Source organism: Dactylosporangium roseum, from assembly GCF_025264685.1.
Lineage (GTDB): Bacteria > Actinomycetota > Actinomycetes > Mycobacteriales > Micromonosporaceae > Dactylosporangium > Dactylosporangium roseum.
The window spans coordinates 7073388-7100036 of sequence record NZ_CP073721.1; the positions used below are offsets into that span (position 1 = coordinate 7073388).

General features: G+C 70.0%; 21 protein-coding genes. 8 read left to right on the forward strand and 13 right to left on the reverse strand.

Annotated features, from left to right (window positions below):
- Positions 1 to 12 precede the first annotated feature (12 nt).
- Positions 13 to 1671 (reverse strand): MtrAB system histidine kinase MtrB, encoded by a 1659-nt coding sequence (gene mtrB, locus Drose_RS33185; RefSeq protein WP_260725195.1) that lies wholly within the window; start codon positions 1669 to 1671, stop codon positions 13 to 15.
- 14 nt (positions 1672 to 1685) lie between these two features.
- Positions 1686 to 2375, reverse strand: coding sequence for an MtrAB system response regulator MtrA (gene mtrA, locus Drose_RS33190; RefSeq protein WP_259859581.1), 690 nt, complete (start codon positions 2373 to 2375; stop codon positions 1686 to 1688).
- A gap of 140 nt (positions 2376 to 2515) precedes the next feature.
- Here mtrA and Drose_RS33195 point away from each other — a divergent pair, with 140 nt between their 5' ends.
- From Drose_RS33195 to Drose_RS33215, 5 genes are read left to right on the forward strand one after another with little or no spacing between them, the layout of a single operon-like run.
- Positions 2516 to 3367: a hypothetical protein gene (locus Drose_RS33195; protein WP_260725196.1), complete on the forward strand. Its 852-nt coding sequence runs from the start codon at positions 2516 to 2518 to the stop codon at positions 3365 to 3367.
- Entirely contained in the window at positions 3364 to 3915 is a 552-nt protein-coding gene (locus Drose_RS33200; protein ID WP_260725197.1) for a DUF4129 domain-containing protein, read from the forward strand. Before Drose_RS33195 ends, Drose_RS33200 begins: the two co-directional genes overlap by 4 nt.
- On the forward strand, positions 3912 to 5390 hold the full coding sequence (locus Drose_RS33205; protein ID WP_260725198.1) for a DUF4350 domain-containing protein: 1479 nt from the start codon (positions 3912 to 3914) through the stop codon (positions 5388 to 5390). Before Drose_RS33200 ends, Drose_RS33205 begins: the two co-directional genes overlap by 4 nt.
- Positions 5387 to 6388: an AAA family ATPase gene (locus tag Drose_RS33210; protein WP_313899964.1), complete on the forward strand. Its 1002-nt coding sequence runs from the start codon at positions 5387 to 5389 to the stop codon at positions 6386 to 6388. The genes Drose_RS33205 and Drose_RS33210 overlap by 4 nt, the downstream gene beginning before the upstream one ends.
- Positions 6385 to 7731: a DUF58 domain-containing protein gene (locus Drose_RS33215; protein WP_260725199.1), complete on the forward strand. Its 1347-nt coding sequence runs from the start codon at positions 6385 to 6387 to the stop codon at positions 7729 to 7731. The genes Drose_RS33210 and Drose_RS33215 overlap by 4 nt, the downstream gene beginning before the upstream one ends.
- Before the next feature lie 44 nt (positions 7732 to 7775).
- On the opposite strand, the gene Drose_RS33220 is transcribed toward Drose_RS33215, so the two are convergent.
- A complete protein-coding gene (locus Drose_RS33220) occupies positions 7776 to 8771 on the reverse strand; it encodes a stage II sporulation protein M (protein WP_260725200.1) in 996 nt (331 codons plus the stop codon).
- 61 nt (positions 8772 to 8832) lie between these two features.
- Between Drose_RS33220 and Drose_RS33225 the strand changes: the two genes are divergently transcribed.
- A complete protein-coding gene (locus Drose_RS33225) occupies positions 8833 to 9867 on the forward strand; it encodes an RDD family protein (RefSeq protein ID WP_260725201.1) in 1035 nt (344 codons plus the stop codon).
- Positions 9868 to 9976: 109 nt separating this feature from the next.
- Here the strand turns inward: Drose_RS33225 and Drose_RS33230 are convergent, their stop codons facing one another.
- The 10 genes from Drose_RS33230 to Drose_RS33275 form a co-directional block, all read right to left on the reverse strand.
- Positions 9977 to 11011, reverse strand: coding sequence for an ABC transporter ATP-binding protein (locus tag Drose_RS33230; RefSeq protein WP_260725202.1), 1035 nt, complete (start codon positions 11009 to 11011; stop codon positions 9977 to 9979).
- On the reverse strand, positions 11008 to 12132 hold the full coding sequence (locus Drose_RS33235; protein WP_260725203.1) for an ABC transporter ATP-binding protein: 1125 nt from the start codon (positions 12130 to 12132) through the stop codon (positions 11008 to 11010). Before Drose_RS33235 ends, Drose_RS33230 begins: the two co-directional genes overlap by 4 nt.
- Entirely contained in the window at positions 12129 to 13043 is a 915-nt protein-coding gene (locus tag Drose_RS33240; RefSeq protein ID WP_260725204.1) for an ABC transporter permease, read from the reverse strand. The genes Drose_RS33235 and Drose_RS33240 overlap by 4 nt, the downstream gene beginning before the upstream one ends.
- Complete coding sequence (locus tag Drose_RS33245) at positions 13036 to 14022, reverse strand: ABC transporter permease (RefSeq protein WP_260725205.1); 987 nt, start codon at positions 14020 to 14022, stop codon at positions 13036 to 13038. The genes Drose_RS33240 and Drose_RS33245 overlap by 8 nt, the downstream gene beginning before the upstream one ends.
- 78 nt (positions 14023 to 14100) lie before the next feature.
- Positions 14101 to 15858, reverse strand: coding sequence for an ABC transporter family substrate-binding protein (locus Drose_RS33250; protein ID WP_260725206.1), 1758 nt, complete (start codon positions 15856 to 15858; stop codon positions 14101 to 14103).
- A gap of 275 nt (positions 15859 to 16133) precedes the next feature.
- The gene (gene efeB / locus Drose_RS33255; protein WP_260725207.1) at positions 16134 to 17393 is read right to left on the reverse strand and encodes an iron uptake transporter deferrochelatase/peroxidase subunit; all 1260 of its coding nucleotides are present in this window, start codon (positions 17391 to 17393) and stop codon (positions 16134 to 16136) included.
- Between the two features lie 59 nt (positions 17394 to 17452).
- Positions 17453 to 18592 carry an iron uptake system protein EfeO gene (gene efeO, locus Drose_RS33260; protein WP_260725208.1) on the reverse strand — a complete coding sequence of 380 codons (1140 nt, stop codon included), beginning with the start codon at positions 18590 to 18592 and terminating at the stop codon, positions 17453 to 17455.
- A gap of 34 nt (positions 18593 to 18626) precedes the next feature.
- Entirely contained in the window at positions 18627 to 19481 is an 855-nt protein-coding gene (gene efeU / locus Drose_RS33265) for an iron uptake transporter permease EfeU (RefSeq protein ID WP_260725209.1), read from the reverse strand.
- Between the two features lie 123 nt (positions 19482 to 19604).
- Positions 19605 to 21095 (reverse strand): adenosylhomocysteinase, encoded by a 1491-nt coding sequence (gene ahcY / locus Drose_RS33270; protein ID WP_260725210.1) that lies wholly within the window; start codon positions 21093 to 21095, stop codon positions 19605 to 19607.
- A gap of 272 nt (positions 21096 to 21367) precedes the next feature.
- Positions 21368 to 22912 carry a phosphohexomutase domain-containing protein gene (locus tag Drose_RS33275; protein ID WP_260725211.1) on the reverse strand — a complete coding sequence of 515 codons (1545 nt, stop codon included), beginning with the start codon at positions 22910 to 22912 and terminating at the stop codon, positions 21368 to 21370.
- Positions 22913 to 23404: 492 nt separating this feature from the next.
- Here Drose_RS33275 and Drose_RS33280 point away from each other — a divergent pair, with 492 nt between their 5' ends.
- Positions 23405 to 25795, forward strand: coding sequence for a tetratricopeptide repeat protein (locus tag Drose_RS33280; protein WP_260725212.1), 2391 nt, complete (start codon positions 23405 to 23407; stop codon positions 25793 to 25795).
- 89 nt (positions 25796 to 25884) lie between these two features.
- Complete coding sequence (locus tag Drose_RS33285; RefSeq protein ID WP_260725213.1) at positions 25885 to 26610, forward strand: HAD family hydrolase; 726 nt, start codon at positions 25885 to 25887, stop codon at positions 26608 to 26610.
- Positions 26611 to 26649 lie beyond the last annotated feature (39 nt).

Here is a 26649-nt window from a genome sequence, read left to right on the forward strand (position 1 = left end):
CGGTTCGTCGGCTCACGACGTCTCCCCGATCAGTGCGGTCTCGTCGGCGCGGGCGTCGTCGGGCACGAGGCGCAACGGCGACGAGACCAGCCGGTCGCCGCTGCGGGTCGGCAGCGTGAGGCGGAACTGGGCGCCCTTGCCGGACGCGCCCCACGCCTCCAGCCAGCCGCCGTGCAGGCGGGCGTCCTCCAGGCTGATGGACAGCCCCAGCCCGGTGCCCCCGGTCTGCCGCGCCCGGGAGGGGTCCGCGCGCCAGAACCGGTTGAACACCAGCTTCTCCTCCCCGGTCTTGAGGCCCACGCCGTGGTCGCGAACGGTCACCGCGACGGCCGAGGAGTCGGCGGCCAGGGTCACCACGACCGGCTTGCCCTCGCCGTGCTCGACCGCGTTGCCGACGAGGTTGCGCAGGATGCGCTCCACGCGTCGCGGGTCGACCTCGGCGATGACCTCGGTGTCCGGCGTGTCGACACGCAGCGGGACGCCGCACCGCTCGGCCAGCGATGCCAGCCGCTCGCCGGCCCGGCGCACGACCGGCACCAGGTCGGTCGGCTCGGCGTCGAGCGCCGCGAACCCGGCATCGAACCGGCTGATCTCCAGCAGGTCGGTGAGCAGGCCCTCGAACCGGTCGAGCTCCGCCTGCAGCAACTCGGCGCTGCGCGCGGCCGCCGGGTCGAAGTCCTCGCGGGACGCGAACAGCAGATCGGCGGCCATGCGGACGGTCGTCAGCGGCGTGCGCAGCTCGTGTGACACGTCGGAGGTGAACCGGCGTTGCAGGCGCGACATCTCCTCCAGCCGCACGATCTGCCGCTGGAGGTTGGCCGCCATCTGGTTGAACGCGGCGGCGAGACGCGCCAGGTCGTCCTCGCCCTTGACCCCCATGCGCTGGTCGAGCAGCCCGGCGGAGAGCCGCTGTGCGGTGCGCGCCGCGACCCGGACCGGTTTGACCACGAGCCGGGTCATCATGGCGGCGATCAACGCGAGCAGCGCGACGAGCGCGATGCCGGTGACGGTGACGACCAACGCGACGAACTGGACGAGCTCGTCCTCCGACTGCAGGGGAAGCAGGTAGTAGAGCTCGACGGGGTCGCCGGCGGTCGCCACGCGGGTGCCGAGGACGAGATACTTGCGCGGGCCCATGCCGACGTCGAGGGTGGCGATCTGCTGATACGTGCCGGGACGACTGCCGACGACCTGACGCATCGGCCGCATGGCCGGGATGTTCATGACCTGGTAGGCGCTCTGCTCGGGCCATGACGCGGGCTTGGAGCCGCGCCGCATCACGATGACCTCGGCGCCGGGCACGTCCATCGAGGTGGCCAGGTAGCCCGCCACGGTTTGCAGCTTGCCGGGCAGACCGGGGTCGTCGGCCTGGGTGAAACCCTCGAGCTCGTGCGCGGCGTAGGTGGCACCGCCGGAGATCTGTTCCTTGGCCGTGTTGATCCTGCTCTCTAGCACGCCCTGGCTGATCAGGGACGCGACCGTGTAGCCGAAGGCCAGCACCAGCGCCGCCGACAGCAGGAGCGTGATGCCGACGACCCGGAACTGCAGCGAACGCCGCCACCGGCGCCGGGTCGCCGCCCAGAATCGACGGGCACGCCGGCTCACGGCGAGCGGAACCAGCCGCTTCGGCCGGAGCCGGCGGACCTGGACGAGGACAGGGTCGATACGCATCGCGGAGGCACGACCTAGCCGGTGCCGGCCTTGTAGCCGACACCACGCACGGTCAGGATGATCTCCGGCTTCTCGGGATCAGGCTCGATCTTGGCGCGCAGCCGCTGCACGTGCACGTTGACCAGGCGCGTGTCGGCGGCATGCCGATAGCCCCAGACCTGCTCCAACAGCACCTCACGCGTGAAGACCTGACGCGGCTTGCGGGCCAGGGCCACGAGCAGGTCGAACTCGAGCGGGGTCAGCTTGACCTCGTCGCCGTCGCGCGTGACCGTGTGCGCGGGCACGTCGATGGTGATCTGGTTGCCGGGTGGCCCTATGGTCAGCAGCTCCGGCGCGACGTCCTCACCGCGACGCAGCCGGGCACGCATGCGCGCGACCAGCTCCTTGGGCTTGAACGGCTTCATCACGTAGTCGTCGGCGCCGGACTCGAGGCCGAGGACCACGTCGACCGTGTCGCTCTTCGCGGTGAGCATGACGATCGGCACGCCGGACTCGGCGCGGATGGACCGACAGACGTCGATCCCGCTCATCCCGGGCAGCATCAGGTCGAGCAGCACGATGTCGGGTCGGGTGTCCCGGAACGCAGCGAGGGCCCGCTCACCGTCCGCGACGAACGAGGGGAGGAAACCTTCGCTGCGCAGAACGATGCCGAGCATCTCGGCGAGGGCGGGGTCGTCGTCGACCACCAGGACACGGGCTCTCATGCGGTCCAATATTTCACCTCCACGCCCGAACATGGGAACCCGGCAGCCGATCTTGAGAAAGATGTGCCCGATTGTGTTCGCCTCGTCGACTCTGCGTGACGTGGGCGATTTTTGTCGCCCCGGCCTACTACGGTGTCCGCGTGGAACAGACCAAGGCCGTGATCCCGATGCGTCCGCTCACCTTCGGTGAGTTGCTCGACGCAGCGGTGTCGCTGCTGCGCGTCCATGGGCCGCTCCTGCTGGCGTCGGCCATGGTGCTGGCCGTCTGCGAGCAGGCCCTGCTCTATCCGCTGCGTTCCTGGGCCGGCATGGCACCGCCGCTCAACCTTCCCCATTCCGAGCGATTGGGTTCGTCGTGGCTGGCCTTCTGCGCCGGCCTGGCCACCGAGGGCGCGATCCTCGCGCTGCTGGGCGGGCTGACGGGTGCCGCCGCCGGCCCCGGGTTGCTCGGGCGACCGGTGCGTGCGCGGGAACTGCTGAGGCAGGTGTTCCGGCGGCTCCCGGCGCTCCTTGTGGTCGCCGTCGTGATCGCGGCGATACTGCTGACGAGTTCGCTCGTCATGCTGCTGCCCTGGCTGTTCCTGCTCGGCCTCGTCGGCATGGCGGGCCCGGCGCTGATCGTCGACCGGATCGGACCCGGCCGGGCGCTGGGCCGTTCGTTCCGCCTGGCGTCGGTCGGACTGCGGGGAGCGGCGATCCGCCTGGGTGGATACGTGAGCTGGACCGCGATCCGGCTGGTCCTCGGGTATGTGGCCTATGGGCTGCTGCAGGTTTCGTTGCGCCCGGGTTCGACCGTCTTCACGGTGCTCATCCTGGCCCTGTGGGTGCTGGTCGACTCGCTCGCCTACGCCACACTGGCGTGCGTCGACGCGGTGCTCTACCTGGAGACCCGCATGCGCGTCGAGGGCCTCGACATCGCGATCGGCCGCATCCGCCGCCTGGGCCGGCCGGTCGACCTGGCCGGCTCCGCCGTCCTCGGAGCGGCCCGATGACCCGCGCCTGGGCATTCTTCCTCGACGCGCTCGATGACGTGTTCGGCGTGGCGTGGGTCGTCTTCGTCCTCTTCGTGGGCTCGGTCGTGTTCGGTCTGCTGCACTACTTCTATCCGCGCTGGGTGCCCGACGGTCTGCCGAGTTTCCTCCGGCGGCGCAAGCGGAAGACGACTCAGGAGCCGGCGCCGGAGCTGGTCGAGCCGTTGCCGCTGCCCGATCCGGAGCCCGACGCCGAGCTGCCCGACCTGCCGGCACACGTCTTCACGTCGCTGGCCGACCGGCTGGCCGCCGAGGGCAGGTTCGCCGAGGCGGTCCGCGAGCGGCTGCGCGCCATTGTCCGCGGACTGGTCGAGCGCAGGATCCTCGAGCACCGGCCCGGCATGACCGTCACCGAGCTCGCACACGCCGCCGCGGCCGTCGTGCCGGCCATCGACTCCCCGCTGCGCAGTGCGACGGGCATCTTCTCCGACATCTGGTATGGCGAACGTCCCGCCACCGCGGAGCACGACAACCGGATGCGCCAGCTCGCCGCGGAGGTCGGTGCATGACCGCGACGCCCGTCGACTCGCCACCCGCCGGCCCACCGGCCGCTAGCACACCACCGACCGGCAACCCACCACCGCCGGCCGGCAACGCCTCATCGGCCGGCAAGGCGAAGCAGCCGAAGAAGCCGCGGAGCTGGCGCTGGCTGCGCCTGGTGGTCCCGCCCGCCGCGGTGCTCGTCGTGGTGCTGCTCGGCACCTGGATCTACCAGCTAGAGCAGCCGGACCAGGACGACCCGGCCTACCTGTCGCCGACCAGCACGGCCGACATCGGCGCCGCCGCGCTCGCGGACCGGGTCCGCGCCGCCGGCGTCGACATCCAGCGGGTGACGAAGTCCTCAGACGCGCTGGTCGCCGCCCACCAGGGCGACGCGACGCTGCTGATCACCACCCCGGAGCTGGTCCACCCGTATTACCTGCGCATGCTCAAGCTGCTGCCGCCCACGACCGACGTCGTGCTGATCGAGCCGCGGCTCGACACCGTCGTCGACGCGCTGTTGCCGCTCTGGTCGGCGAAACGGGCGTATGTCAGCGAGGCCCGCGACCCCGGCTGCACGTATGCGCCGGCCGCCGAGGCGGGCCGCGCGGGAGTCCACCGGACCCGATACGGTCCGGTCCTCCAGCGGGAGGCCAGGGAGCTTGCCCGGTGCTACGACGACGCGCTCGTCGTCTTCGAGCGCGGCGCCTCCCGGGTCACTCTGGTGGGCTCGGCCGACCCGTTCCGCAACGACCGGATCGGCGAGCACGACAACGCGAAGCTGGCGACCGGGCTGCTGACTCGTTCGCCCAGGCTGATCTGGCTGGATCTGCATCGTCACGAGCCCCCGCCACTCGTCGACAACAACCCCGGCCTCGGCGGCGGTTCGGCGGCACCGCCGTCCCTGCGCCCGCCGTCCTCCGGTGAGCCGGGCGATCCCGACTTCCCGGTGCGCGGGAAGGACGGCTCAGACGACCCGCAGACCACGTGGGGCGGCGACAACGGCGAGGAGGAGGAGCCGCCCAACCCGCTGTGGCAGGCGTTCCCGCCATGGACGTATGTCGCCGCCGCGCTGCTCGTGATCGTCTTCGTCTTGTCCGCGCTCGCGCAGGCACGACGGCTGGGGAGCCCCGTCGTCGAGCCGCTGCCGATTGTCGTCCGGGCGTCGGAGACGGTCGCCGGGCGCGGACGTTTGTACCAGCGCGCGAAGGCCCGCGCCGAATCGCTGCGGACACTGCGGGCCACCGCCCTGAGCCGGCTGACGCACCTGCTGCGGCTCGAGCCCGACGTCGACCGCCGGACGCTGATCGAGGGGGTCGCCGCGCAAAGTGGCTGGCCCGCGCCGCTGGTCGAGCAGGTTCTCTTCGGGCCGTCGCCAGAGGACGACGTGCAACTGGTCCAAGCCGCCACGAGCCTGGAGCAGTTGCTCAACGCCGTCGCAACCGAACATCCCGTCGCGGCAACGAACGCGCCGGACGCCGCACCCGAAGGAGAGTCCCGGTGACCGACACCGCCATTCCGTTGCCCCAAGGCGCCGCGCCCGACACCGGCGCGCTCCAGGCCCGTGCGGCGCTGGGCCGGCTGCGTGCCGAGGTCGGCAAGGTCGTCGTCGGCCAGGACGCGGTGGTGACCGGCATGGTCATCGCCCTGCTGGCCCGCGGGCACGTGCTGCTCGAAGGTGTGCCGGGCGTGGCGAAGACGCTGCTCATCCGTACCATCGCGGCGGCACTCGACCTGGACTCCAAGCGCGTGCAGTTCACGCCCGATCTCATGCCCGGTGACGTCACCGGGTCGCTGATCTTCGACGCGCGCAGCGCCGAGTTCCAGTTCCGCCAGGGGCCGGTCTTCACCAACCTGCTGCTCGCCGACGAGATCAACCGGACGCCGCCGAAGACGCAGGCGTCGCTGCTGGAGGTCATGGAGGAGCGGCAGGTCTCGGTCGAGGGCACGCCACGCACGCTGCCCGATCCGTTCCTGGTGGCCGCGACGCAGAACCCGATCGAATACGAAGGCACCTATCCCCTGCCGGAAGCGCAGCTCGACCGGTTCCTGCTCAAGCTGACGGTGCCGCTGCCGACCCGCGACGAGGAGCTCGGTGTGCTCCGGGCGCACCACCAGGGCTTCGACCCGCGACGGCTGCGCGAGGCCGGGGTGCAGGCGGTGGCGACGGCAGCCGACCTGGTCGCCGGCCGGGCCGCGGTGCAGCGGGTCGCGGTCGCCGACGGCGTGCTCGCGTACATCGTCGACCTGTGCCGGGCGACGCGGGTGTCGCCGTCGCTGGAGCTCGGCGCGTCCCCGCGTGGCGCGACGGCCCTACTCGCCGCGTCGAAGGCCTGGGCGTGGCTGACCGGTCGTGACTACGTCACACCCGACGACGTCAAGGCGCTGGCCCGGCCGACCCTGCGCCACCGCGTGCGCCTGCGGGCCGAGGCGGAGCTCGAAGGCGTGACGTCCGACGCCGTCCTCGACTCCGTCCTCGCCACGGTGCCGACCCCGCGATGATCACCTGGCGGCCGCCGGCGCTGCTCGCCGTCGGCACACTGCTGCTGGCGCTGTTCGGTGCGACCCTGGGATCGGGGATCAGCCCGGTGTGGCTGTGGGTCGCCGCCGGCGTGCTCGTGCTCGCCGTCGGCGTCGCCGCGCTGCTCGATGGGCTCGCGGCAGCGTCGCCGAGCGAGCTGCGGATGAGCCGGTCCGGCGACAGATCGCTGTGGCTGGGCGAGTCCGGCAGCGTGCGGCTCATCCTGCACAACGGCTCCGGCCGGGTGTTCGTCGGGCAGGTCCGCGACGCATGGGTGCCGTCCGCCGGGGCCACGCCGACGATGCAGGAGGTGCGCATCGAGCCGGGCCGGGCGGTCGCGGTGACGACGTCGCTGACCCCGACACGACGCGGCGACCGGCCCGCCGTGCGCGTGACCGCACGGGCGTACGGGCCGTTGCGTCTGGCGTATCGGCAGAGCACCCGGAAGTCCGCCGACCGGCTGACGCCGGAATGGCGGTTGCGGGTGTACCCGCGGTTCAGTTCACGGCGCATCCTGCCGGAGAAGCTGGCGCGGCTGCGGGTGCTCGACGGGTCGGTGGTGACGCGCGGGCGCGGGCAGGGCACGGAGTTCGACACGCTGCGGGAATACGTGCTCGGCGACGATGTGCGGTCCATCGACTGGCGCGGCAGCGCCCGGCGGTCCGACGTCGTGGTGCGCACCTGGCGGCCCGAGCGCGACCGGCGGCTGGTGTGCGTGCTCGACACCGGGCGCACCTCGGCGGCGCGTATCGGCGACGAGCCGCGGCTGGACGCGGCGATGGACGCGGCGATGCTGCTCGCGTCGGTCGCGGCGCGGGCCGACGACCGGGTCGACCTGCTCGCCGTGGACACCGCGGTGCGTGCCTCGGTGACCAACGTCGAGCGCCGCTCATTGCTGTTCCGGCTGGTGACCGCGATGGCGCCGCTGGAGCCGGCACTGGTGGAGACCGACTTCGGCCTGGTCGCCAGCGAGGTGCTGCGGCGCGAGCGGAAGCGCGCCCTGGTGGTGCTGTTCACCGCGCTGGAGCCGGGCGCGTTGGGCGACGGCCTGCTGCCGGTGCTGCCGCAGCTCGCCGCGCGGCACAAGGTGATCGTCGCCGCCGTCCACGACCCCGAACTGACGCGGATGGCACAGGTCGGCCGGACGCCGAGCGCCGCCGACGTCTACACGGCGGCCGCGGCCCAGCGGGCGCTGTCCGAGCGGGAACGTGTCGCCGCCGCCCTCCGCCGGCACGGCGTCGAGGTCGTCGATGCCCCCGTCGACGAGTTCGCGTCGAGACTGACCGATCACTACCTGGCCCTGAAACACTCCGGCCGCCTCTGAGCGCCGGCCCCGCGATCGGTGGTGGACCAGGATGCGGGGACGGACTATGCGGTCGGGAGCGGGTCCTCGGCCAGGTCCTCCGGGAGGGCGGTCGACTCGCCCGCGGCGGCGGCCTTTCGGCCGAGGACCACGACGTATGCCAGGAAGGCCATCCAGACGATCGCGCCGACGAAGTCCTTCAGCAGCATGGGGATCGGCGCCGGGGTCAAGAAACCCTCCAGCACGCCGCTGATCAGCAGCACCACCACCAGACCCAGCGCCACCAGCATGCCCTCCCGAGCCGCCTCGGCCAGGGCGCGGCCCCTCGTGCGAAACGGGCCCGGCGCGATCCAGGACCAGCCGATGCGCAGGCCCACGCCGGCGCCGACGAACACCGCCGTCAGTTCCAGCAGGCCATGCGGAATGATCATGCCGAAGAAGACGTCGCTCCGGCCGTACGCGATCATCACGCCGCCGACGAGGCCGACGTTCAGGGCGTTGGTGAACAGGACATACACGGTCGGGAGGATCAGGACGCCGGCGGCCAGGACCTCGCCGGTCAGCAGGGCGTTGTTGGTCCAGACCCGCAGGGTGGAGTTCTGCGGCTGGAACTCGCTGTAGTAGCCGGCGAACTCGCTGTTGACCAGCGACTCGATCGCGGCGTCGGAGACGAAGTAGTTCGCCACCTCGGGGTTCGCCGCGATGTACCCCATCAGACCGAACGTCACCAGACAGAAGGCCGTGGCCACCCCGGACCACCAGGGCCAGGCTCGGTAGACGGCCAGCGGGAACGTCGTGGTGAAGAACCTGCCGACCGTGTGGAACGAGAACGACGGCGTGCCGGTGATCGCGTTGCGGCCGGTGAGCACCAGGCGGGACAGCCACGCGACGAGCGCCGGATCGGGCGACCGGCTGCGCACGAGCGAGAGATGGGTCGCCGCGCGCTGGTAGAGCGCCACCAACTCGTCGGCCTCGGCGGCGGTCAACCGGCGGCGCTTGGAGAGCTCCTCCAGCCGCCGCCACTCTCCGCCGTGCTCGGCGACGTACGCGTCCAGGTCCACCCCGGCAGCGTAGACGGACAGGGCACGCGCCGGGGTGCACCGTTGTAGGACACTGTTCGCCATGAGCGTCGCGTCAGCCCCCGAGACTCCCGGCGACCGGCTGGTCAGCGGTGAGGCGGTCGAGCTCGACGTGCGCGTCGCCCGGGCCGGCTCACGGGTGCTCGCCCTGCTGATCGACATCGTCGGCCAGGCGGTCTTGTTCTTCGTGCTGACGATCGTGGCGGGGATCGTCGTGTGGATGACCGCCAACGTCGGCGTCTTCGACGCCGGTCTGGGCCAGGCCATCGTGGTTGTGGTCCTGGTGACGGTGCTGCTGGGTTATCCGGTGTTCTGGGAGACGCTGCTGCGGGGCCGCACTCCGGGCAAGGCGGCCATGGGCCTGCGGGTGGTCCGCGACGACGGCGGCCCGGTCCGGTTCCGGCACGCGTTCACCCGTGGGCTGGTCGGGCTGGCGCTGGAGTGGCCGGGTCTGCTGATGCCGGTGGTGACCTGGCTGGCGAGCATCGGCACCCTGCTGCTCAACCCCAGCGGCAAGCGCCTCGGCGACCTGGCGGCGGGCACCATCGTCATCCACGAGCGGACCCCGGCTAGCTGGGGCTGGGTGCCGGCGATGCCGCCTCCGCTGGCCCGCTGGGCGGCGCTGCTCGACCTCACCGGCCTCGACGACAGCCTCGCGCTGGCCGTGCGACACTTCCTCGCCCGGAACCGGGAGATCGCCGAGCCGGCCCGCACCGCGCTGGGCCAAGCGCTGGCCCGCGAGGTCGCGATGTACACCACTCCCTCGCCACCGCCGGGGGTCCCCGGTTGGGCATATCTCGCAGCAGTACTTGCTGAGCGTCACCGCCGCGCCGCGCGTCAACTGGTGAAGGCGCGGGCCGCGTCGGCGAGCGTGTGGCCGGGCCTCGCGGCGGCACTCAATCCGACAGCGTCCGCGGCGCCGCCGATCACGGGCCCGGTGCCGTGGACCCCGGCGTTCGCAGTCCCACCGAACGGCACCGCCGCCTGGCCGGGACAACCCCGGCCGGGAATGCCGCGGCCGGGCATGATCCAGCCGGGAACCACGCCGACCGTTCACCCGCCGGCGTCGCTGCGCTGACGGTACCGCGCCGGAGCGGGCAAAGCCGGCGGTGCCGCGGAGGCGGGCCGGCGAAGCGGCGATGCCGCCGGCCACGACAGTGGACGGCGGCATCCCGGGTCGGTTCGGTTCAGACGAGTTTGACCGCCTCCGCGTAGTGGCAGGCGCTGCGGTGGCCCTGGCCGCGGTCGGTCAGCGCCGGTTCCTCCTCGACACACCGCTTCTGCTCCGCCGATGTCAGCATCGAGGCGAACTTCGGGCAGCGGGTCCGGAACCGGCACCCGCTCGGCGGCTTCACCGGGCTGGGCACGTCGCCGGTGAGCAGGATCCGTTGCCGCATGCGTTCCTTGCGCGGGTCCGGCAGTGGGATCGCCGAGATCAGCGCCTGCGTGTACGGGTGCGACGCCTTCGTGAACAGTTCCTCGACCGACGCCGTCTCCACGATCTTGCCGAGATACATCACGGCGACGCGGTGCGCGATGTGCCGTACCACCGAAAGATCGTGCGAAACGAAGAGGTAGGACAGCCCGAGCTCGGTCTGCAGGTCCTCCAGCAGATTGATCACGCCGGCCTGGATCGACACGTCCAGGGCCGACACGGGCTCGTCCAGCACGAGGACCTTCGGGCGCAGCGCCAGCGCCCGGGCGATGCCGATGCGCTGCCGCTGCCCACCGGAGAACTCGTGCGGGTACCGGTTGCCGTGCTCCGCGTTGAGGCCCACGGTCCGCATCAGCTCGCGGACCGTCGCGCGGCCCCCGTCACCGAAGAGGCCGTGGATGCGCAACGGCTCGGCGACGATCTCGAACACCGTCATGCGCGGGTCGAGCGAGGCGAACGGGTCCTGGAACACGATCTGCAGATCGCGCCGCAGCGGTCGCATCTGCGCACGCGACAGGCGCGCCAGGTCCTTGCCCTGGTAGTGCACGGTTCCACTGGTCGGGGTGATCAGGTTGAGCAGCAGCCGCGCGGTGGTCGACTTGCCGCAACCGGACTCGCCGACCAGCCCGAGCGTCTCGTTCGCGCCGATGTCGAAGGAGACGTCGCAGACGGCGTGCACCTCGCCGACCCGCTGCCGCAGAATGCCCCGCGACCGGACCGGGAAGTGCTTGACCAGGTTCTTCGCCGAGATGACGGTCTTGGTGCCGGTGTCCACGACCCCGGTCATGTCCCCTCCTCCGAAACCGTGTCGACGTCGGTCGCGAGCTCGGTCGACGCCACGTCGACCAGGTCGGTGTCCACGTCGATCGAGGTGACCGTGAAGACGTCGGTGGCCGAGGCCGACTCGAGCTGCGAGGTGAAGTGGCACGCCGCCGAGTGGCCGTGGGCGACCGGCACCAGGTCCGGCTCCTCCTCGGCGCAGATGTCCTGCGCGAGCGGGCAGCGGGGGCGGAACGGGCAGCCGGACGGCAGGTTCAGCAGCGACGGCGGGGTGCCGACGATCGGCGTGAGTCGCGCGTCCCGGCCCTCGTCGACGCGGGGAAGGCTGCCCAGCAGCCCCAGCGCGTAGGGCATGCGGGGCCGGTAGAAGATGTCGTCGACGGTGCCCGACTCCACCAGCTTCCCGGCGTACATGACGCAGATCCGGTCCGCATGCCCGGCGATGACGCCGAGGTCGTGCGTGATGAGCACGAGCGCGGCGCCGATCTCGGTACGCGCCGCCTCCAGCGCCTCCAGCACCTGCGCCTGCACGGTAACGTCCAATGCGGTCGTCGGCTCGTCCGCGATCATGACCTCGGGATTGTTGGCCATGGCGATCGCGATGACGACCCGCTGCCGCATGCCGCCGGACATCTCGTGCGGATAGTTGTGCACGCGCTGCTCGGCGTGCGGGATGCCGACGACCCGCAGCAGCTCGACGGCCCGGTCCCAGGCGGTGCGCTTGCTGACCTCATGGTGCACGAGGACCGCCTCGGCGATCTGCTTGCCGATCGGGTAGACCGGGTTCAGCGAGGTCAACGGGTCCTGGAAGATCATCGCCAGGTGCTTGCCGCGCACCTTGCTCATCTCCCGGTCGTTCTTGCCGAGCAGCTCCTCGCCGCGGAACTTCGCCGATCCCGTGATGCGGGCCGACTTCGGCAGCAGGCCCATCAGGGCCAGCGAGGTCACCGACTTGCCGGAGCCGGACTCGCCGACGATGCCGAGCGTCTCGCCGCGCCGGAGCGTGTACGAGACGCCGCGCACGGCCTTGACCAGGCCGTCCTCCGTCGGGAACGAGACGCTGAGATCCTCGACCGACAGCACGACGCCGGTCGCGGTGGAGGGAGGATCAAGGGAAATCTCGGTCATCGGCGCACCAGCGTCTGTCGTGGGTCGAAGGCGTCGCGAAGGCCGTCGCCGACGAAGTTGACGGTGAGCGCGATGAGGATGATGAACAGGCCGGGGAAGTAGAACAGCCACGGCTGGTCCTGCACGGAGAGCTTGGCGTCGTTGATGAGCAGGCCGAGCGAGGTGTCGGGCCGCTGCACGCCGAAGCCGATGAAGGACAGCGCCGTCTCGGACAGGATCGTGGTCGCGATGGTGACCGTCGCCGCCACGATGATCGGTCCGAGCGCGTTGGGCAGCAGGTGCCGCACGATGATGCGCATGTCGCTCGCGCCCATCGCCTTGGCCGCCTCGACGAACTCCTGCTCGCGCAGCGACAGCACGACGCCGCGCACCATCCGGGAGATGCCGGCCCACGCCAGGAACGACAGCACCAGGGCGAGGCCCCACCAGCTAGCGCCGCCGCGGAAGTTGACCGCGAGGGTCACCGCGATGGCGATGCTGGGCAGGGTCAGCACCACGTCGGCGAGCCGCATGAGCAGGCCGTCGAGCTTGCCCCGGTAGAAGCCGGCGATCGCGCCCCACAGCGCGCCGAAGGTGGTCGCGATCAGCGCCACCATCAGCGAGATCTTCAACGACTGCTGGGTGCCGCGCATGCTCTGGCCGAGCAGGTCGTGGCCGGCCTGGTCGGTGCCGAGCGGATACTCCGCCGACGGCGGTGAGAAGCTCGGTCCGTCGATGTAGGTGTGGTCGTACTTCCACACGAGCGGCCCGACGAACGCGAACAGCACGATCAGCAGGAACACCACCAGGCTGCCGACCGCGAGGCGGTGCCGCAGGAACCGCCGGGTGACGAGCTCGAACTGGGAGCGCTGCCGGGTGGTGACCTCCTGAACGTCCTGTGGGGCCTTCGTGGCCAGGGTCGGGTTACTCATAGCGAATCCTCGGGTCGAGCACGGCGTAGAGCAGGTCGGCGACGATGTTGAACAGGATCACCACGAGACCGGAGACGAGCAGCCAGCCCAGGATCGAGTTCACGTCCCGCCGGGTGACCGACTCCAGCAGGTACGTCCCCATGCCTGCCCAGTTGAAGACGGTCTCGGTGATCACCGCGCCGCCGAAGATGCCGCCGATGTCGACGGCCGTGATCGTGGTCAGCGGGATGAGCGCGGTGCGCAGCGCGTGCCGGATCATGACCTGCCGGCTGCGCAGGCCCTTCGCCCGGGCGAGGCGGACGTAGTCGCTGTTGAGGACCTCCAGCATGGCGCTGCGCTGGTACCGGCTCCAGGCCGCGTACGTGATCAGCGTCAACGCGATGGTGGGCAGCACCATGTGCCCGGCGATATCAGTGATCTTGCCCCACGTGTCGAACGTGTCGTGGTTGTAATCCTTGTCGCCGAGGGTGTAGAAGGTCTGCGAGCCGGTGCTCTGGTTGTAGGCGATGCCGGCCTCTTTGAGCAGCAGTGCCAGCCAGAACGACGGGATCGACAGCGCGAGAAACCCGGTGAAGGTGAAGCCGTAGTCGACCTTGCTGTACTGCTTGACGGCGCTGATCACGCCGGAGACGACGGCGAGGAGCACCGCGAGCAGCATGGCCACGAAGACCAGCCGTAGCGTGACCCAGAGCCGGTCACCGAGTTGCTCGCCGATGTCGAGGGTGCGCTCGGTCGACTGGCCGAAGTCGCCGTGCATTACCAGGTTGCCGAGCCACGAGAGGTACCGCTCGTACAACGGCTTGTCCAGGCCGAGCCGGTGGGCTTCCGAGAGCCGGGTTTCGAGTGGGACCGGCGGGTTTCGCGCTTCCATGTCGTCGATGGGGCTGCCCGAGAGGGACGCGACGATGAACACGAAGATCGAGGCGGCGATGAGCACCGGTATTCCGATCAGGAGCCGGCGCACCGCATAGGCGATCATGATCTACCTCCGCTGTGACGCAGGACCCCGGACGCCTGCATCGGCGTCCGGGGTCCCCGTGTGTAGATGAGCCCAGACTCAGGCGGCCTTCTGGCCCCACTCCTGGATGTTGTACGTCGGGGTCCACTGCGTCGCGTTGTCGCGGATGTTGACGTAATCGGAGTACGTGAAGGTCAGCGTCGGCTTCTGCGCGAGCGGCAGCACGTACGCCTCCTTCGCCATGATCTCGTTCGCCTGGTTGAGCAGGTCGGCGGCCTTCTTCGGGTCGAGCTCCTGCGCACCCTGCTTGTTCAGCCGGTCGACGTCGGGGTTGGAGTAGTTGCCGTAGTTGCCGCCGCCGCCGGTGACCCAGTTCTGCTCGGCCGAGTCCTGGAAGAGCGGGCTGCCGACCCAGGCGAAAACGATCATGTCGAAGTCGCCGCTGGTAAGCGTCTTGCCCAGCGTCTCGGTGACCTCGATCTTGACCTCGACGCCGATGTTCTTCAGCGCCGCCTGGACCAGCTCGGCGGTGGTGGCACGTAGCTGGTTGCCCTTGGTGTGGCGGAAGCGGAAGGCCGGGACGGGCTCGCCCGCCTTGGTGATGAGCTTGCCGTTCTCGATCTTGTAACCGGCGTCGGTCAGGATCTTCTTCGCCTTCTCGACGTCACCCGAGCCCTGCCCGGTGGACGAGACGACGTCCTTGTAGTTGGGGTCGCCGGGGAAGAAGTTGTGGCTGCCGAGCGGCTTGGCCTGCTTGTCGAAGACGCCGTAGGTCTTGTCGATGACCGACTTGACGTTGATCACCGTGAAGATCGCCCGGCGCAGCGCGAGGTCGGCAAGGTACTTGTTCTTCAGGTTCAGGTCGATGTGCTCCCAGTTGTATCCGTGGCCGATGCGGTAGATGACACCGGGCGTCTCGGCCGCGCCGTTCACCAGCGCCGCGTTCGGCTGCGGCGACATGCCGGTGATCTCCTTGTTGCGCAGCGCCGGGATCACGGAGCCCTGATCGATGATGAACTTGAAGACGACCTTGTCCAGCGACGGCTTGACCTTGCCGTACCACTTGTCGTTCTTCTTGAGGACCAGCGACTGGTTCTTGGTGAACGACTCGATGAGCAGCGGGCCGCCGGACCACGTGGGCACCGTCTCGCTGAACCAGTTGGCGGCACTGGTGACGCCCTCGGGCTTGCTCAGGTCGAAGCCCTGCTTGGTGGCGAGATGGGCGGGGTAGAGCCCGTCCGTGGAGAACTTGCCCCTCCAGTCGGCGTAGGTCTTGCCGTCCTCGAAGGTCAGGGTCACGGTCTTGCCACCGTCGGAGCCGACGATGCTCTTGATGACGTCGTAGCCGGAGCTGCTGGCCGGCGTGCAGTCGCTGCAGTGCTCCTTCTTCCCGGAGTTCTGCTTCCAGCCGAAGATGAAGTCGTCGGCGTTGATCGGCGTGCCGTCGCTCCAGACCGCGTCCGGCTTGATCTTGTAGACCACCGTCTGGGGATTCTGGTTGGTGAGCTCCGCCGAGACCATGAGATCGGTGTTGAGCTGTAGCTGACCACTCGGATCCGACTTGAAGACCTGGGGGATGAGCCCGGACATGGCCTTGGACGCGTCGAGCGTGTTGCCCTCTTCGGTGTTGACGTTCCAACTGGTGAAGCTCTGCTCCAGCCCGAAGACGTATTCACCGCCCGGCTTGGTCTGACCACCGTTGCAGGTGTTCGGGTTCTTCTCGCAGTCCGCAAAACCGGCGTTGGACGTGGGCGTACTCTTGCCTTTGTCGCCGCCGCCACCGCAAGCGGTCAGGGCGAGCACCGTGGCCGCCCCGACCGCAACGAGGCTGGTGAGCCCCTTCGATCTCGTGCGCATGTCCCCTCCAGTCAGAAACGCACACCCCGGCCACGATGGAGGCTGCGGTCGCGGGCACGACCGTGGGCTAACCGGGCCGCGTTGTGGTGCCTAAAGGAAACGACGCGGGCGGCTACGTGCATAGAGGATGTAGAGATTCGTAACTGTCCCGTTATGCGGACTCTTTCGCGACGATTTTCCGTCCTGAATGGACGCTGCGCATTGCAAAGATTACAGATGGTGAAACTAGATCTTGAGATACCTGTCCGGAATGCCCCGGAAATAATCTCCCGAACCTACCCGAATAGCGCACGCCCCCAGTAGTCGTCGGCCGCTTTGATGCCCGGGGGGCAGGCGAACAAACCACTTGACACATGGCGAATGTACTCGTTGAGTGCGTCCTGCCGGGCGAGCTGCGCCTGCATCGGCACGAACTGCTTGCGCGGATCCCGTTGGTACGCAATGAAGAACAGCCCCGCGTCGAGACGGCCGAGCCCGTCAGAGCCATCGACGAAGTTGTACCCGCGGCGCAGCAGCCGGGCGCCGTTGTTGAAGTCGGGGTGCGCCAGGCGGACGTGGGAGTTCATCGCGATGGCGGGCTCGCCGTCGCCGCCGACGGCGGTGAAGGCCGGCTCGTCGAACTCCTTGCTCTTGCCCAGCGGCGCGCCCTCACCCTTGTCGCGGCCGATGATCGCCTCCTGCTCGCCGAGCGAGGTGCGGTCCCACGTCTCGATGAGCATGCGGATCTTGCGGGTGACGACGTAGGAGCCGCCGGTCATCCAGTCCGGTCCGTCACCCGGCTGGACCCAGAGCTGCTCCCCTAGCAGCTTGGTGTCCTCGGCCTTGAGGTTGGCGGTGCCGTCCTTGAAGCCGAACAGGTTGCGTGCCGTGGTCTGGCTGCGCGAGGTCGACGAGGTGCGCCCGAAGCCGAGCTGGGACCAGCGCACGCTCACCACGCCGAAGCCGATTCGGGCCAGGTTCCGCACGGCGTGGACGGCCACCTGCGGATCGTGCGCGCACGCCTGCACACAGAGGTCGCCGCCGGAGAGCTCCGGCTTGAGCGCGTCCTTCGCGAAGCGCGGCAGGTCGGCGAGGGCCGGCGGCCGCTTGTCGGCGATGCCGAACCGGTCCTTGCCCTGGGCGTCCCGGAAGAGCGTCGGGCCGAAGCCGATGGTCAGCGTCAGCCCGGACGGCGGCAGACCCAGCGCCTCGCCGGTGTCGTCCGGCGCCGCCTCGGGCGCGCCGGCGACCGCTCCGATGCTGCCCGCGTCCTTGCCGGCGGCCATCCGGGCCGCCGCCATGGTCCACTTCTGCAGCAGCTCGACCAGGTCCTCCCGCTTGTCGGTGATGACGTCGAAGGCGACGAAGTGCAGCCGGTCCTGGGCCGGCGTCACGATGCCGGCCTGGTGCTCACCGTAGAAGGGGATGGCGGCGCCGGCGTCGGCAGCGTGAGCGGAGTGGTTCACCCCGTCGAACACCTGCGTGCCGACGACACCCGCGGCCGCGGCGCCGAACGCCCCCGCACCGGCGAGCCCGAGCATCTTGCGGCGGTCCATGTCCAACCCTCCATGGTGGATGACCGCGAGGGTGGTATCCCTCGCGGCCACTGCGCCTACTACCTGCCGGCGACCAGCGGGGCGACCTTGCTGATCGGCTCCGCCAGCGCGTTGATCGAGTCGCCGAGCGACTTGAGCTCGTCCTGGTTCAGCTCGTTGTGCAGCCTCCAGCCGTCGCCCTTGCGATGCTTGTCCAGCTCGGCCTGGGCCGCGGCGAACTTGTCGTCGAGGGTCTTCGCCAGCGCGGCGTCCTTCTCCTCGATCACCGGACGGAGCGCGGCGATCGCGGCCTTCGAGCCCTCGAGGTTGGCCGCGAAGTCCCACAGGTCGGTGTGCGAATAGCGGTCCTCCTCACCGGTGATCTTGCCGGTGGCGACCTCGTCGAGCAGCTCCTTCGCGCCGTTGGCGAGCTGGAGCGGGGAGAGCTCGACGGTGTTGGCCTTCTCGACGATCGTCTTCACGTCGGCGAGCAGCTTGTCGGCGATCGGGCCGTCCTTGCTGACGTCCTTGTTGACCCACAGGTCCTGCTCGATCTTGTGGAAGCCGGTCCACTCCTGGCCGGGCTCCAGGTCGCCGTCGCGCGCGTCGATGGCCGGGTCCAGGTCGCCGAAGCTCTCCGCGACCGGCTCGATGCGCTCCCAGTACGTGCGGGCGATCGGGAACAGCGCCTTGGCCTTCTCGATGTCGTTGGCCTTCACCGCGGCGACGAACTCCGTCGTCTTCTCGATGAGCGCGCCGGTCTGGCTCTTCACGTACCGCTGGTAGTCCTGCGTCGCCTGCTTGAGCTTGGCGTCGTCGGTGAGCGGCTTCGAGTCGCCGGTCGCCTTGAAGACGCCCCGGATGCCCTTGCCGATCATGCCCGGCTTGCACGCCGTCTCGTAGGTGCCGGCCGGCAGTTCCACGATGAGCTCGCGGGTCAGGCCGGGCGCGATGTTCTCGACCTCGCCCATGATCCGGTCACCGGACGCGTACACGTAGAACTCGGTGACCTTGCCACCCTTGTTGCTGACGGCGAAGGTCACCGGACCCGCCGACGCCTCCGCCTTCGAGACGGTGCACTCGGTGTCGGTCGCGGTGACGGTGATCTTTCCGTCGCCGGCCGCCGCGGTGTCGTCGCCGGCCTTGTCGTCGCCGCAGGCCGTCAGGCTCAACGCGGCGACGCCGGCGGCGCCGAACGCGAGCAGTCGTGAAGTACGCATGGTTCTCCTACGAAAAGGGGGACTGCCGGGGTTCTCAGGCGCTCGTGCCGGCCGGCTCCGGCGCCGGCTTGGGCGCGGCCGGCTGCTGTTTGCGCAACAACGGCAGGAGGAAGAGGACGAGGACCGGGATGCCGTAGCCCACCCAGGCGATGGTCTCCAGGACCGTCGGCTGCGGCGTGAAGTTGAACATGCCGCGCAGCAGTTCCGCGTACCAGGCGTCCGGGGGAAGCGCCTTGGTCAGGTCGAACGCGTAGGTGTTGAGGCCCGGCACGAGCCCGCTCTCCTGCAGGTCGTGGACGCCGTACTTGAAGATGCCGGCGGCCACGAGGACGAGCAGCGCACCGGTCCAGGTGAAGAACTTCGTGAGGTTGATCCGGATGGCGCTGGCGTAGAGCAGCCAGCCCAGGACGACCGCCGTCAGCAGGCCGAGGCTGATGCCGATCAGCGGCTGTGCGGTGTCCTTGGCGCCTTGCGCCGCGGCGTAGAAGAGGATCGACGTCTCCAGTCCCTCGCGGATCACCGCGAGGAAGGCCATGCCGGCGACCGCGAACGTGCCGACCTGGATCGCCTCTTCGAGCTTGCCGCGCAGCTCGGCGGCCATGCGCCGGGCCATCCGGCGCATCCAGAAGATCATCCAGGTGACGAAGGCGACGGCGACGAACGACGCGACCGCCTCGAACGTCTCCTGCTGCTCGAAGCTCAGCTCCGTGGCGCCGACCTCAAGCAGGGTGGCGAAGCCGATGGAGATCGCGGCCGCGGCGGCTACGCCGGCCCATACCCACTTGAGCAGATGCCTACGGTCGCTCTTGACCAGGAACGCCACGAGGATCGACACGACCAGCGTGATCTCAAGTCCTTCGCGCAGTCCGATCAGGTAGATCGCGGTCATGTGGAGCTCCGTAGGTTAGCAGTACCTAAGTTAGGTCAGCCATACCTTAGACCTGGTTCGAGGTCCGTGTCGAGCCTGGGGCCCGGCCGCGTGACGCGACCGGGCCCCGATGAACTGCGGCGATCAGTAGCGGTAGTGGTCGGACTTGAACGGGCCTTCGACCGGCACGCCGAGGTATTCGGCCTGCTTCTTGGACAGCTCGGTGAGCTTGACCCCGAGCGCGTCCAGGTGCAGCCGGGCGACCTTCTCGTCGAGGTGCTTGGGCAGGGTGTAGACCCCGACCGGGTACTCGTCGGTCTTGGTGAACAGCTCGATCTGCGCGATGGTCTGGTTGGCGAAACTGTTGGACATCACGAAGCTGGGGTGCCCGGTGGCGTTGCCGAGGTTGAGCAACCGGCCCTCGGACAGGACGATGATCGAGCGGCCGTCGTCGAACTTCCACTCGTCGACCTGCGGCTTGATGTTGATCCGGGTCACATCGTCACGGCGGGCCAGACCGGCCATGTCGATCTCGTTGTCGAAGTGGCCGATGTTGCCCACGATCGCCTGGTGCTTCATCCGGGCCATGTGCTCGGCGGTGATCACGTCGAGGCAGCCGGTCGCGGTGATGAAGATGTCCGCGGTCTCGACCACGTCCTCGACCGTGGCGACCTGGTAGCCGTCCATCGCCGCCTGCAACGCGCAGATCGGGTCGACCTCGGTCACGATCACCCGCGCGCCCTGCCCGCGCAGCGACTCCGCGCAGCCCTTGCCCACGTCACCGTAGCCGAACACGACCGCGACCTTGCCACCGATGAGCACGTCGGTGGCCCGGTTGATCCCGTCGATCAGCGAGTGCCGGCACCCGTACTTGTTGTCGAACTTCGACTTGGTCACCGAGTCGTTGACGTTGATCGCCGGGAACAGCAGCGTGCCGCTGGTCTGCATCTCGTACAACCGGTGCACACCGGTCGTGGTCTCCTCGGTCACGCCCTTGATCCCGGCCGCCACCCGCGTCCAGCGCCGGTTGTCCTCGGCCAGGGACCGCTGCAACAGCCGCAGGATCACCGCATACTCCTCCGAGTCCGCGGTCTCCGGCGACGGCACCGCACCGGCACCCTCGAACTCGGCACCCTTGTGCACCAGCAGCGTCGCGTCACCACCGTCGTCGAGGATCATGTTCGGACCCTGCCCGTCCGGCCACAGCAGCACCTGCTCGGTGCACCACCAGTACTCCTCCAGGGTCTCGCCCTTCCACGCATACACCGGCACGCCCGCCGGACGCTCCGGCGTGCCCTCCGGACCGACCGCGATCGCCGCGGCCGCGTGATCCTGCGTGGAGAAGATGTTGCAACTGGCCCACCGCACCTGCGCACCCAACGCGGTCAACGTCTCGATCAGCACCGCGGTCTGGATCGTCATGTGCAGCGAACCGGTGATCCGCGCACCCCGCAACGGCTGCTGCGCGGCGAACTCCCGGCGGATCGCCATCAAACCGGGCATCTCATGCTCGGCAAGCTGAATTTCCTTGCGCCCGAAGGCCGCCAGAGAAAGGTCAGCCACCTTGAAATCGCCGTCGGCGACAGTCTGCGGGCGGTTTCCCTGGTCGGTCCGCGGCGGCAGCGTGCTGGTCAATGCAATCTCCTGGTCTGCATGAGGCTTTGCGGCGACCCCTCACGGTACGCGGCGAGGCTGGGCGGCACCAATCGCCTCGGGGGTCGTCCAGGATGGCGCAAGAACTTCGGGCGCTGGACAGCGCACGGGGCGGTGAGATCACTCCCACCGCCCCGTGCTTCCCCCCGGTTTGGTTCCCCCGCGTGCGGTTCGAGCGCTTTCCGAACCCTGCGTAGCTATAAGACTACGCTTTGCAACCGTCCTGTCAAGCAGATCCGCTTAATTCGGACAAGTCAGGCCGTGAACTGTCGCTCCAACCGGCGAAAGATCCCGTCCGGCTCCTCGATCGCAAGCCGCACGATCTCGTCGGCGCGATCCTGACTGTCCGCGATGCTGTACATCCGCAACTGCGGCGCATTGTTCGAGGCGCGGATGTGCGCGACGTCGCCGCTGGTGAAGAAGATGCGCACGCCGTCGGTGTCGTCGGTCGCCTTCACCGTGCCGAACCCGCCCTCGGCACCGAAATGCCGCGCCGTGAGCACCCGGGCGTTGTCGTCGCCGGCGGCCAGCGCGGCGATCATCCGCTGCCCTACGTCCGACGGGAAGTTGTCGATGAGGCCGGCCTGCGTGAACCGCTGCGGCAGCGCCTGGAACATCGCGGAGACCGGCACCCCGGCCTCGGCGGCCCGGACCAGGCTCACCAGGATCGGCAGGAACGCGTCCCGGGTGGGCAGCGCCGTGAGCGTGCCCGCACCGGCTGTCAGGTCGGCCCCCGTCAGGAAACCGCCGTTGACCTCCCAGCCGACGGGCCGCCGCGCGCCCGCGGCGGCGGCCTCCTGCATCGCCGCGACCACGTAGGGCGAGCCGATGCGCGTCTGGGCGTATCGGATGCCGCCGGCCTCCTCCAGCCGCATGGTGACCGCGTCGCTGGTGCTCACCGGGAACGCGGTGAAGTCCGCCGCCAGCCACTCCGCCACCAGCACGCCGAGGACGTCACCGCGATGGAAGACGCCGTTCTCGTCGACGACGAACGGCCGGTCGCTGTCACCGTCGGTCGAGACGATCGCGAAGACGTCCGGATGGGCCGCGGCCAGCCCCTCGAAGTAGGCCCGGTCCTTCGCGGTCACGTTCTCGCTGTCGATCGGGACGAACACGTCGGATCGGCCCACCGGCACGACCTCGGCCCCGAGGTCCGACAGCAACCGCGTCAGCATGTCCCGGCCCACCGCGGAGTGCTGGTAGACGACCACCTTCCGGCCGGCCAGCGGTCGCGCCGGGAACAGCGACGTGAACCGCTCCAGGTAGGCGCGGGCCGCCTCGTCGGACGGCGCCGGCAGCGGCTCTTCGCGGCGGAGCATGCCCGCGGCGTCGAAGGCCGCCGTCTCCGCCGGGGTGGCGTAGACGGCGGCACGGACCGCCGCCACCGCCTCCGCGATGGACCGCTCGTCGGGCTTGAGCACCTCGTCGTGCTGCTTGTAGAACTTGATGCCGTTGCGGTCGGCCGGGATGTGGCTGCCGGTGACCATGACGGCCGGCACTCCAGCGGCAAAGGCGTGGCGCGCCAGCGCGGGCGTGGGAATCGCCCCCCAGTGGACGGGGGTGCTGCCCTGGTCCGCGATCGCCGCGCGCACCGCCCGGAGGATCCGCGGGGTGCTCTGCCGCAGGTCCCCCGCGATGTAGACCGGACCGGGCGAGAAGCCCGTCTCGCTCTCCAGGAACCGCAGGAAGCCGGCGGTGTTGATGTAGCACTCCAGGTCGGTCATGTCCGTGACAAGGCCGCGCAGACCGGACGTGCCGAATCGGAGCTCCACCGGCTCGTATTTGAGAGTGTCTATCAACCGCATCATTTTCGCCAATCGTCCTTTTGTCCGATACCTGGACCGACTGTGCACCACCGGGCGCACGTCCGGTATGGATGGGCAGGACCGGGCGGTGCGCGCCGGAGCGCGGCAGGGCCGCCGCGGCGAGCGGGCCGCGCTCGCCAGCTCGCGTCGTGGGCCAGGACCCCGATCCTAGCGCCTGCTGGATACCTGAGGCCGGGCTACGGCGGGCCCCAGCCAGGCGACCGGCGCCGGCGCTCTCGCTCCGCCCGCGGTTCGCACTTGTACGACGGTTCACGTCGCGCCACGGATCACCGACCCGGCGGCCATGACGGGACGTCGGGCCACCCCCGGGTCCACTCTATGACGGCCCGGAGTAGCCACTGTGCCCGCTTCGCCGTGCATTGAGATGAGTCGTACCGTGCATTGGCCTCCTACGATCGGATCCGGCTCAGTTGATCCACCAATGGGTTCCGACGTGGAAGAGCAGGTATGGTCCGACGTTCTCGGGTGGTTCTGGCATTCGTTGCGGCAGGAGCATTGGGCGGCGTCGCGCCGGTCCTGATGAACATCTGGCTGCCGGCGGCCGTCGCGTCCATCGCCGGCGCCGTTCTCGCCGCCATCGGTGGCGTCATCGCGGCGCGCAGCTCCGCGGCGCTGGACCGGCGCACCGCGGAGGTCCGGGCCGTGACCGCCCACGCGTGGGTGGACAACGGTGGGCGGTTCCCCCTGGTGCGCGACGTCACCGACCCGGTGCACATCGGCGTCCATCCGGCGGCCTCGGCGGCCGGCGCCGCCGGTTCGGCCCCGGCCGTGCCGACCGGCAACAGCGTCCCGCCGTTCGTGCCGCGCGACGCGATGCGGACGCTCTGCGAGTCGCTCGAACAGGGCGGTTTCGTGCTCGTGCTCGGCGAGTCGACCGCCGGGAAGAGCCGCCTGGCGTTCGAGGCGATGCGGTCGACGCTGCCCGACCACACGCTGGTCGTGCCGACCAGCCGCGAGGCGCTGCAACACGTCGTGAGCCCGGTGCTGGAGGCCAAGCGCTGCGTCGTGTGGCTCGACGACCTCGAGCGCTACCTCGGCCCGACCGGGTTGACCTCGCAGATGGTCACCCGGCTGATCGGCCAGGGCAACCGCCAGGTCGTGCTGCTGGCCACCATGCGCACCCAGGAGCACGCGAAGCACAGCGCGCGATCGCAGGAGTTCGCGGGTGAGCTGGAACGAGAGTTCGCCCGGGTCGGCCGGGACACCATCCGGATGGCCCGCCCGATCCTGCTGGAGCGCCGCTGGTCGGCGACCGAGTTGCAGCGGGCGCGGAACTACACCGACGACTCCCGCATCGCCGACGCCCTCCTGCACGCGGACCGCTTCGGCGTGGCCGAGTACATCGCCGCCGGGCCGCAGCTCCTCATGGACTGGCGCGACGCCTGGAGCCCGGGCGCCCACCCGAGAGGCGCGGCGATCGTCGCCGCCGCGGTCGACGTGCGCCGTGCCGGCCTCCACCGGCCGATCTCGGCCGACCTGCTGTTCGAGCTGCACACGCCGTACCTGGAGGCCAGAGGCGGCAGCGTGCTGCGCCCCGAGAGCCTCGAGGAGGCCCTGCGCTGGGCGACGCAGGCGCTGCACGCCACGAGCAGCCTGCTCATCCCCGCCGGCGGCAATCGCTACATCGCGTTCGACTACCTGGCCGACGCGCTGCAGCGGGACGTCGACGCCGACCCGGTGCCCGAGCACGTCTGGCGGGCGGTCGTCCGGGAAGCGACCCCGCCGGAGGCCTACGACGTCGGCATCGCCGCCCTCCAGCAGGGAAACCGTGACTACACACGGGCATCACTGCAGTCGGCGCTCGACCCGAGCGGCGCGTACAGCGCGGAGGCGCTCGCCTACTCGTTGGGCGAGTCCGGCCAGCCGACCCAGGTGAAGCAGCTCTTCGCCGAGCTGGTCAACGGCCGGGAACGGATGTACGGCAAGAGCCACCCGTACACCCTGGCCGCGCGGCACAGCTACGCGTACTGGGTCGGCGCGGCCGGCGACCCGAAGTCGGCGGCCGACCTGTTCCGGGCGCTGGCGCGCGACCGGGAGCAGCTCGGCGGCCGCGACGATCCGGCGGTCCTGGCCACCCGGCACAGCCTGGCCTACTGGGTGGGCGAGGCGGGCGACCCGAGCACCGCGGCCCGGATGTTCGAAGAAGTGGTGGCGGAGCGGCGGCGGGTGCTCGGCCCGGACGACCCCGGCACGCTGGCCGCCCGGCACAGCCTGGCCTACTGGGTGGGCGAGGCCGGCGACGAGCACGAGGCCGTCCGGCAGTTGCGCGCGGTCGTCGCCGACCAGACCCGCGTCCTCGGCGCCGAGCATCCCCACACGATGAGCTCGCGGCACGACCTGGCCCGGCGCATCGGCCAGGCCGGCGACCCGCGGACCGCCCTGGCCGAGATCGAGCACGTCTACGCGATCCGGCTGCGCCTGCACGGACCCGACCACGTCTACACGCTGGCGGCGCTGCACAGCAAGGCGCGCTGGACCGGCGAGGCGGGCGACCCGAAGACGGCCGTCGCCCTGTTCCGGCAGGTCGTCGACGGGCGCCGGCGGCTCCAGGGTGACGATCACCCGGACACCCTCTACGCCTCGTACCGGCTCGGCATGTGGGTCGGGAAGGCCGGAGACCCCGAGGAGGCGGTCAGAATCCTCCAGGACGTCGCCGAACGGCAGTCGCGGTCGCTCGCCCTGACCCACCTCGACATCGTGCGGAGCCGGCTGGAGCTGGCGCGATACGGCGCGGCGACCGGCCGGGCCGACGACGCCGTGCGCCAACTGGAGGAGCTTGTGGAGAGCATCGATCCCGCGGCGACGGGCAGCCCGGAGATGGCCGAGGTGAAGCGGCTGCTGGAGCGGCTGCGCTGAGTTGTGGACGATTCGCCGTTTCCGTTGGTGACATACGAATTCGGAGGAGCATCAGACCTGAGACACACCCATCCCGACGGAGGCACATCATGACCGACCCGACCGTGCGGGAGCCGTCCATCGTCATCTGGGACCTGGACGGCACCGCCATCACCTACCGCAACCCCAAGCGCTCCCGATACAGCATCGTCCTCAGCAGGCACTTCGGCCAGCTCGCCGAGTTCGACGAGGCCGAGCTCGTCGGGGCGACCGACGCGGGCATCCTGGAGCTCGGCATGCGCCGGGTCGTGGACGGGGCCGACCCGAAGGACCTGTTGCCGGTGCTGCTGCGCTCGCTCGACCTGGAGATGCGGCGCGAGCTGGTCGCCAAGGAGGCGCCGTACGAGCCCTGTGCCGGCGTCGACGAGCTGCTCGACCTCTGCGCCGCCGGGAACATCCCCAACTCGGTGGTCACCGGCAACACGTTCTACCGTGCCACCGAGAAGCTCACCTCCGCCGGCCTCCTCAACCGGTTCGACATGGAGTGGGGGGCGTACGGCGACGAGGCGACCCAGCGGCACGAGCTGGTCGAGACCTGCCTGCGCCGCGCCGCCGTCCGGCTGCGGGCCGACCGGGACCGGCTCGCCACCGTGATGATCGGCGACAGCCCCGCCGACGCCCAGGCGGCCCGGCGCGTCGGCATCCCGGTGGTCCTGGTGGCGACCGGGCACTACACCGCCGAACAGCTCGCCGACTACGGCGCCGACCTGGTGCTGGAGTCCCTGACCGGCAACGGCGAACGGGTGCTGGAGGTGCTCGCGCCGCAGCGTGCGTAAGGCAACGTCCCCCAGCCCTCTGGCAGAGCAAGGATGCAG

Coding starts and splice junctions, on each gene's coding strand:
- Drose_RS33240 (WP_260725204.1), bottom strand. CDS start 13,043: ATGAGTAACCCGACCCTGGCCACGAAGGCCCCACAGGACGTTCAGGAG.
- Drose_RS33230 (WP_260725202.1), bottom strand. CDS start 11,011: ATGACCGGGGTCGTGGACACCGGCACCAAGACCGTCATCTCGGCGAAG.
- Drose_RS33235 (WP_260725203.1), bottom strand. CDS start 12,132: ATGACCGAGATTTCCCTTGATCCTCCCTCCACCGCGACCGGCGTCGTG.
- Drose_RS33205 (WP_260725198.1), top strand. CDS start 3,912: ATGACCGCGACGCCCGTCGACTCGCCACCCGCCGGCCCACCGGCCGCT.
- Drose_RS33250 (WP_260725206.1), bottom strand. CDS start 15,858: ATGCGCACGAGATCGAAGGGGCTCACCAGCCTCGTTGCGGTCGGGGCG.
- efeO (WP_260725208.1), bottom strand. CDS start 18,592: ATGCGTACTTCACGACTGCTCGCGTTCGGCGCCGCCGGCGTCGCCGCG.
- efeB (WP_260725207.1), bottom strand. CDS start 17,393: ATGGACCGCCGCAAGATGCTCGGGCTCGCCGGTGCGGGGGCGTTCGGC.
- Drose_RS33225 (WP_260725201.1), top strand. CDS start 8,833: ATGAGCGTCGCGTCAGCCCCCGAGACTCCCGGCGACCGGCTGGTCAGC.
- Drose_RS33285 (WP_260725213.1), top strand. CDS start 25,885: ATGACCGACCCGACCGTGCGGGAGCCGTCCATCGTCATCTGGGACCTG.
- Drose_RS33200 (WP_260725197.1), top strand. CDS start 3,364: ATGACCCGCGCCTGGGCATTCTTCCTCGACGCGCTCGATGACGTGTTC.
- mtrB (WP_260725195.1), bottom strand. CDS start 1,671: ATGCGTATCGACCCTGTCCTCGTCCAGGTCCGCCGGCTCCGGCCGAAG.
- Drose_RS33245 (WP_260725205.1), bottom strand. CDS start 14,022: ATGATCGCCTATGCGGTGCGCCGGCTCCTGATCGGAATACCGGTGCTC.
- Drose_RS33215 (WP_260725199.1), top strand. CDS start 6,385: ATGATCACCTGGCGGCCGCCGGCGCTGCTCGCCGTCGGCACACTGCTG.
- efeU (WP_260725209.1), bottom strand. CDS start 19,481: ATGACCGCGATCTACCTGATCGGACTGCGCGAAGGACTTGAGATCACG.
- mtrA (WP_259859581.1), bottom strand. CDS start 2,375: ATGAGAGCCCGTGTCCTGGTGGTCGACGACGACCCCGCCCTCGCCGAG.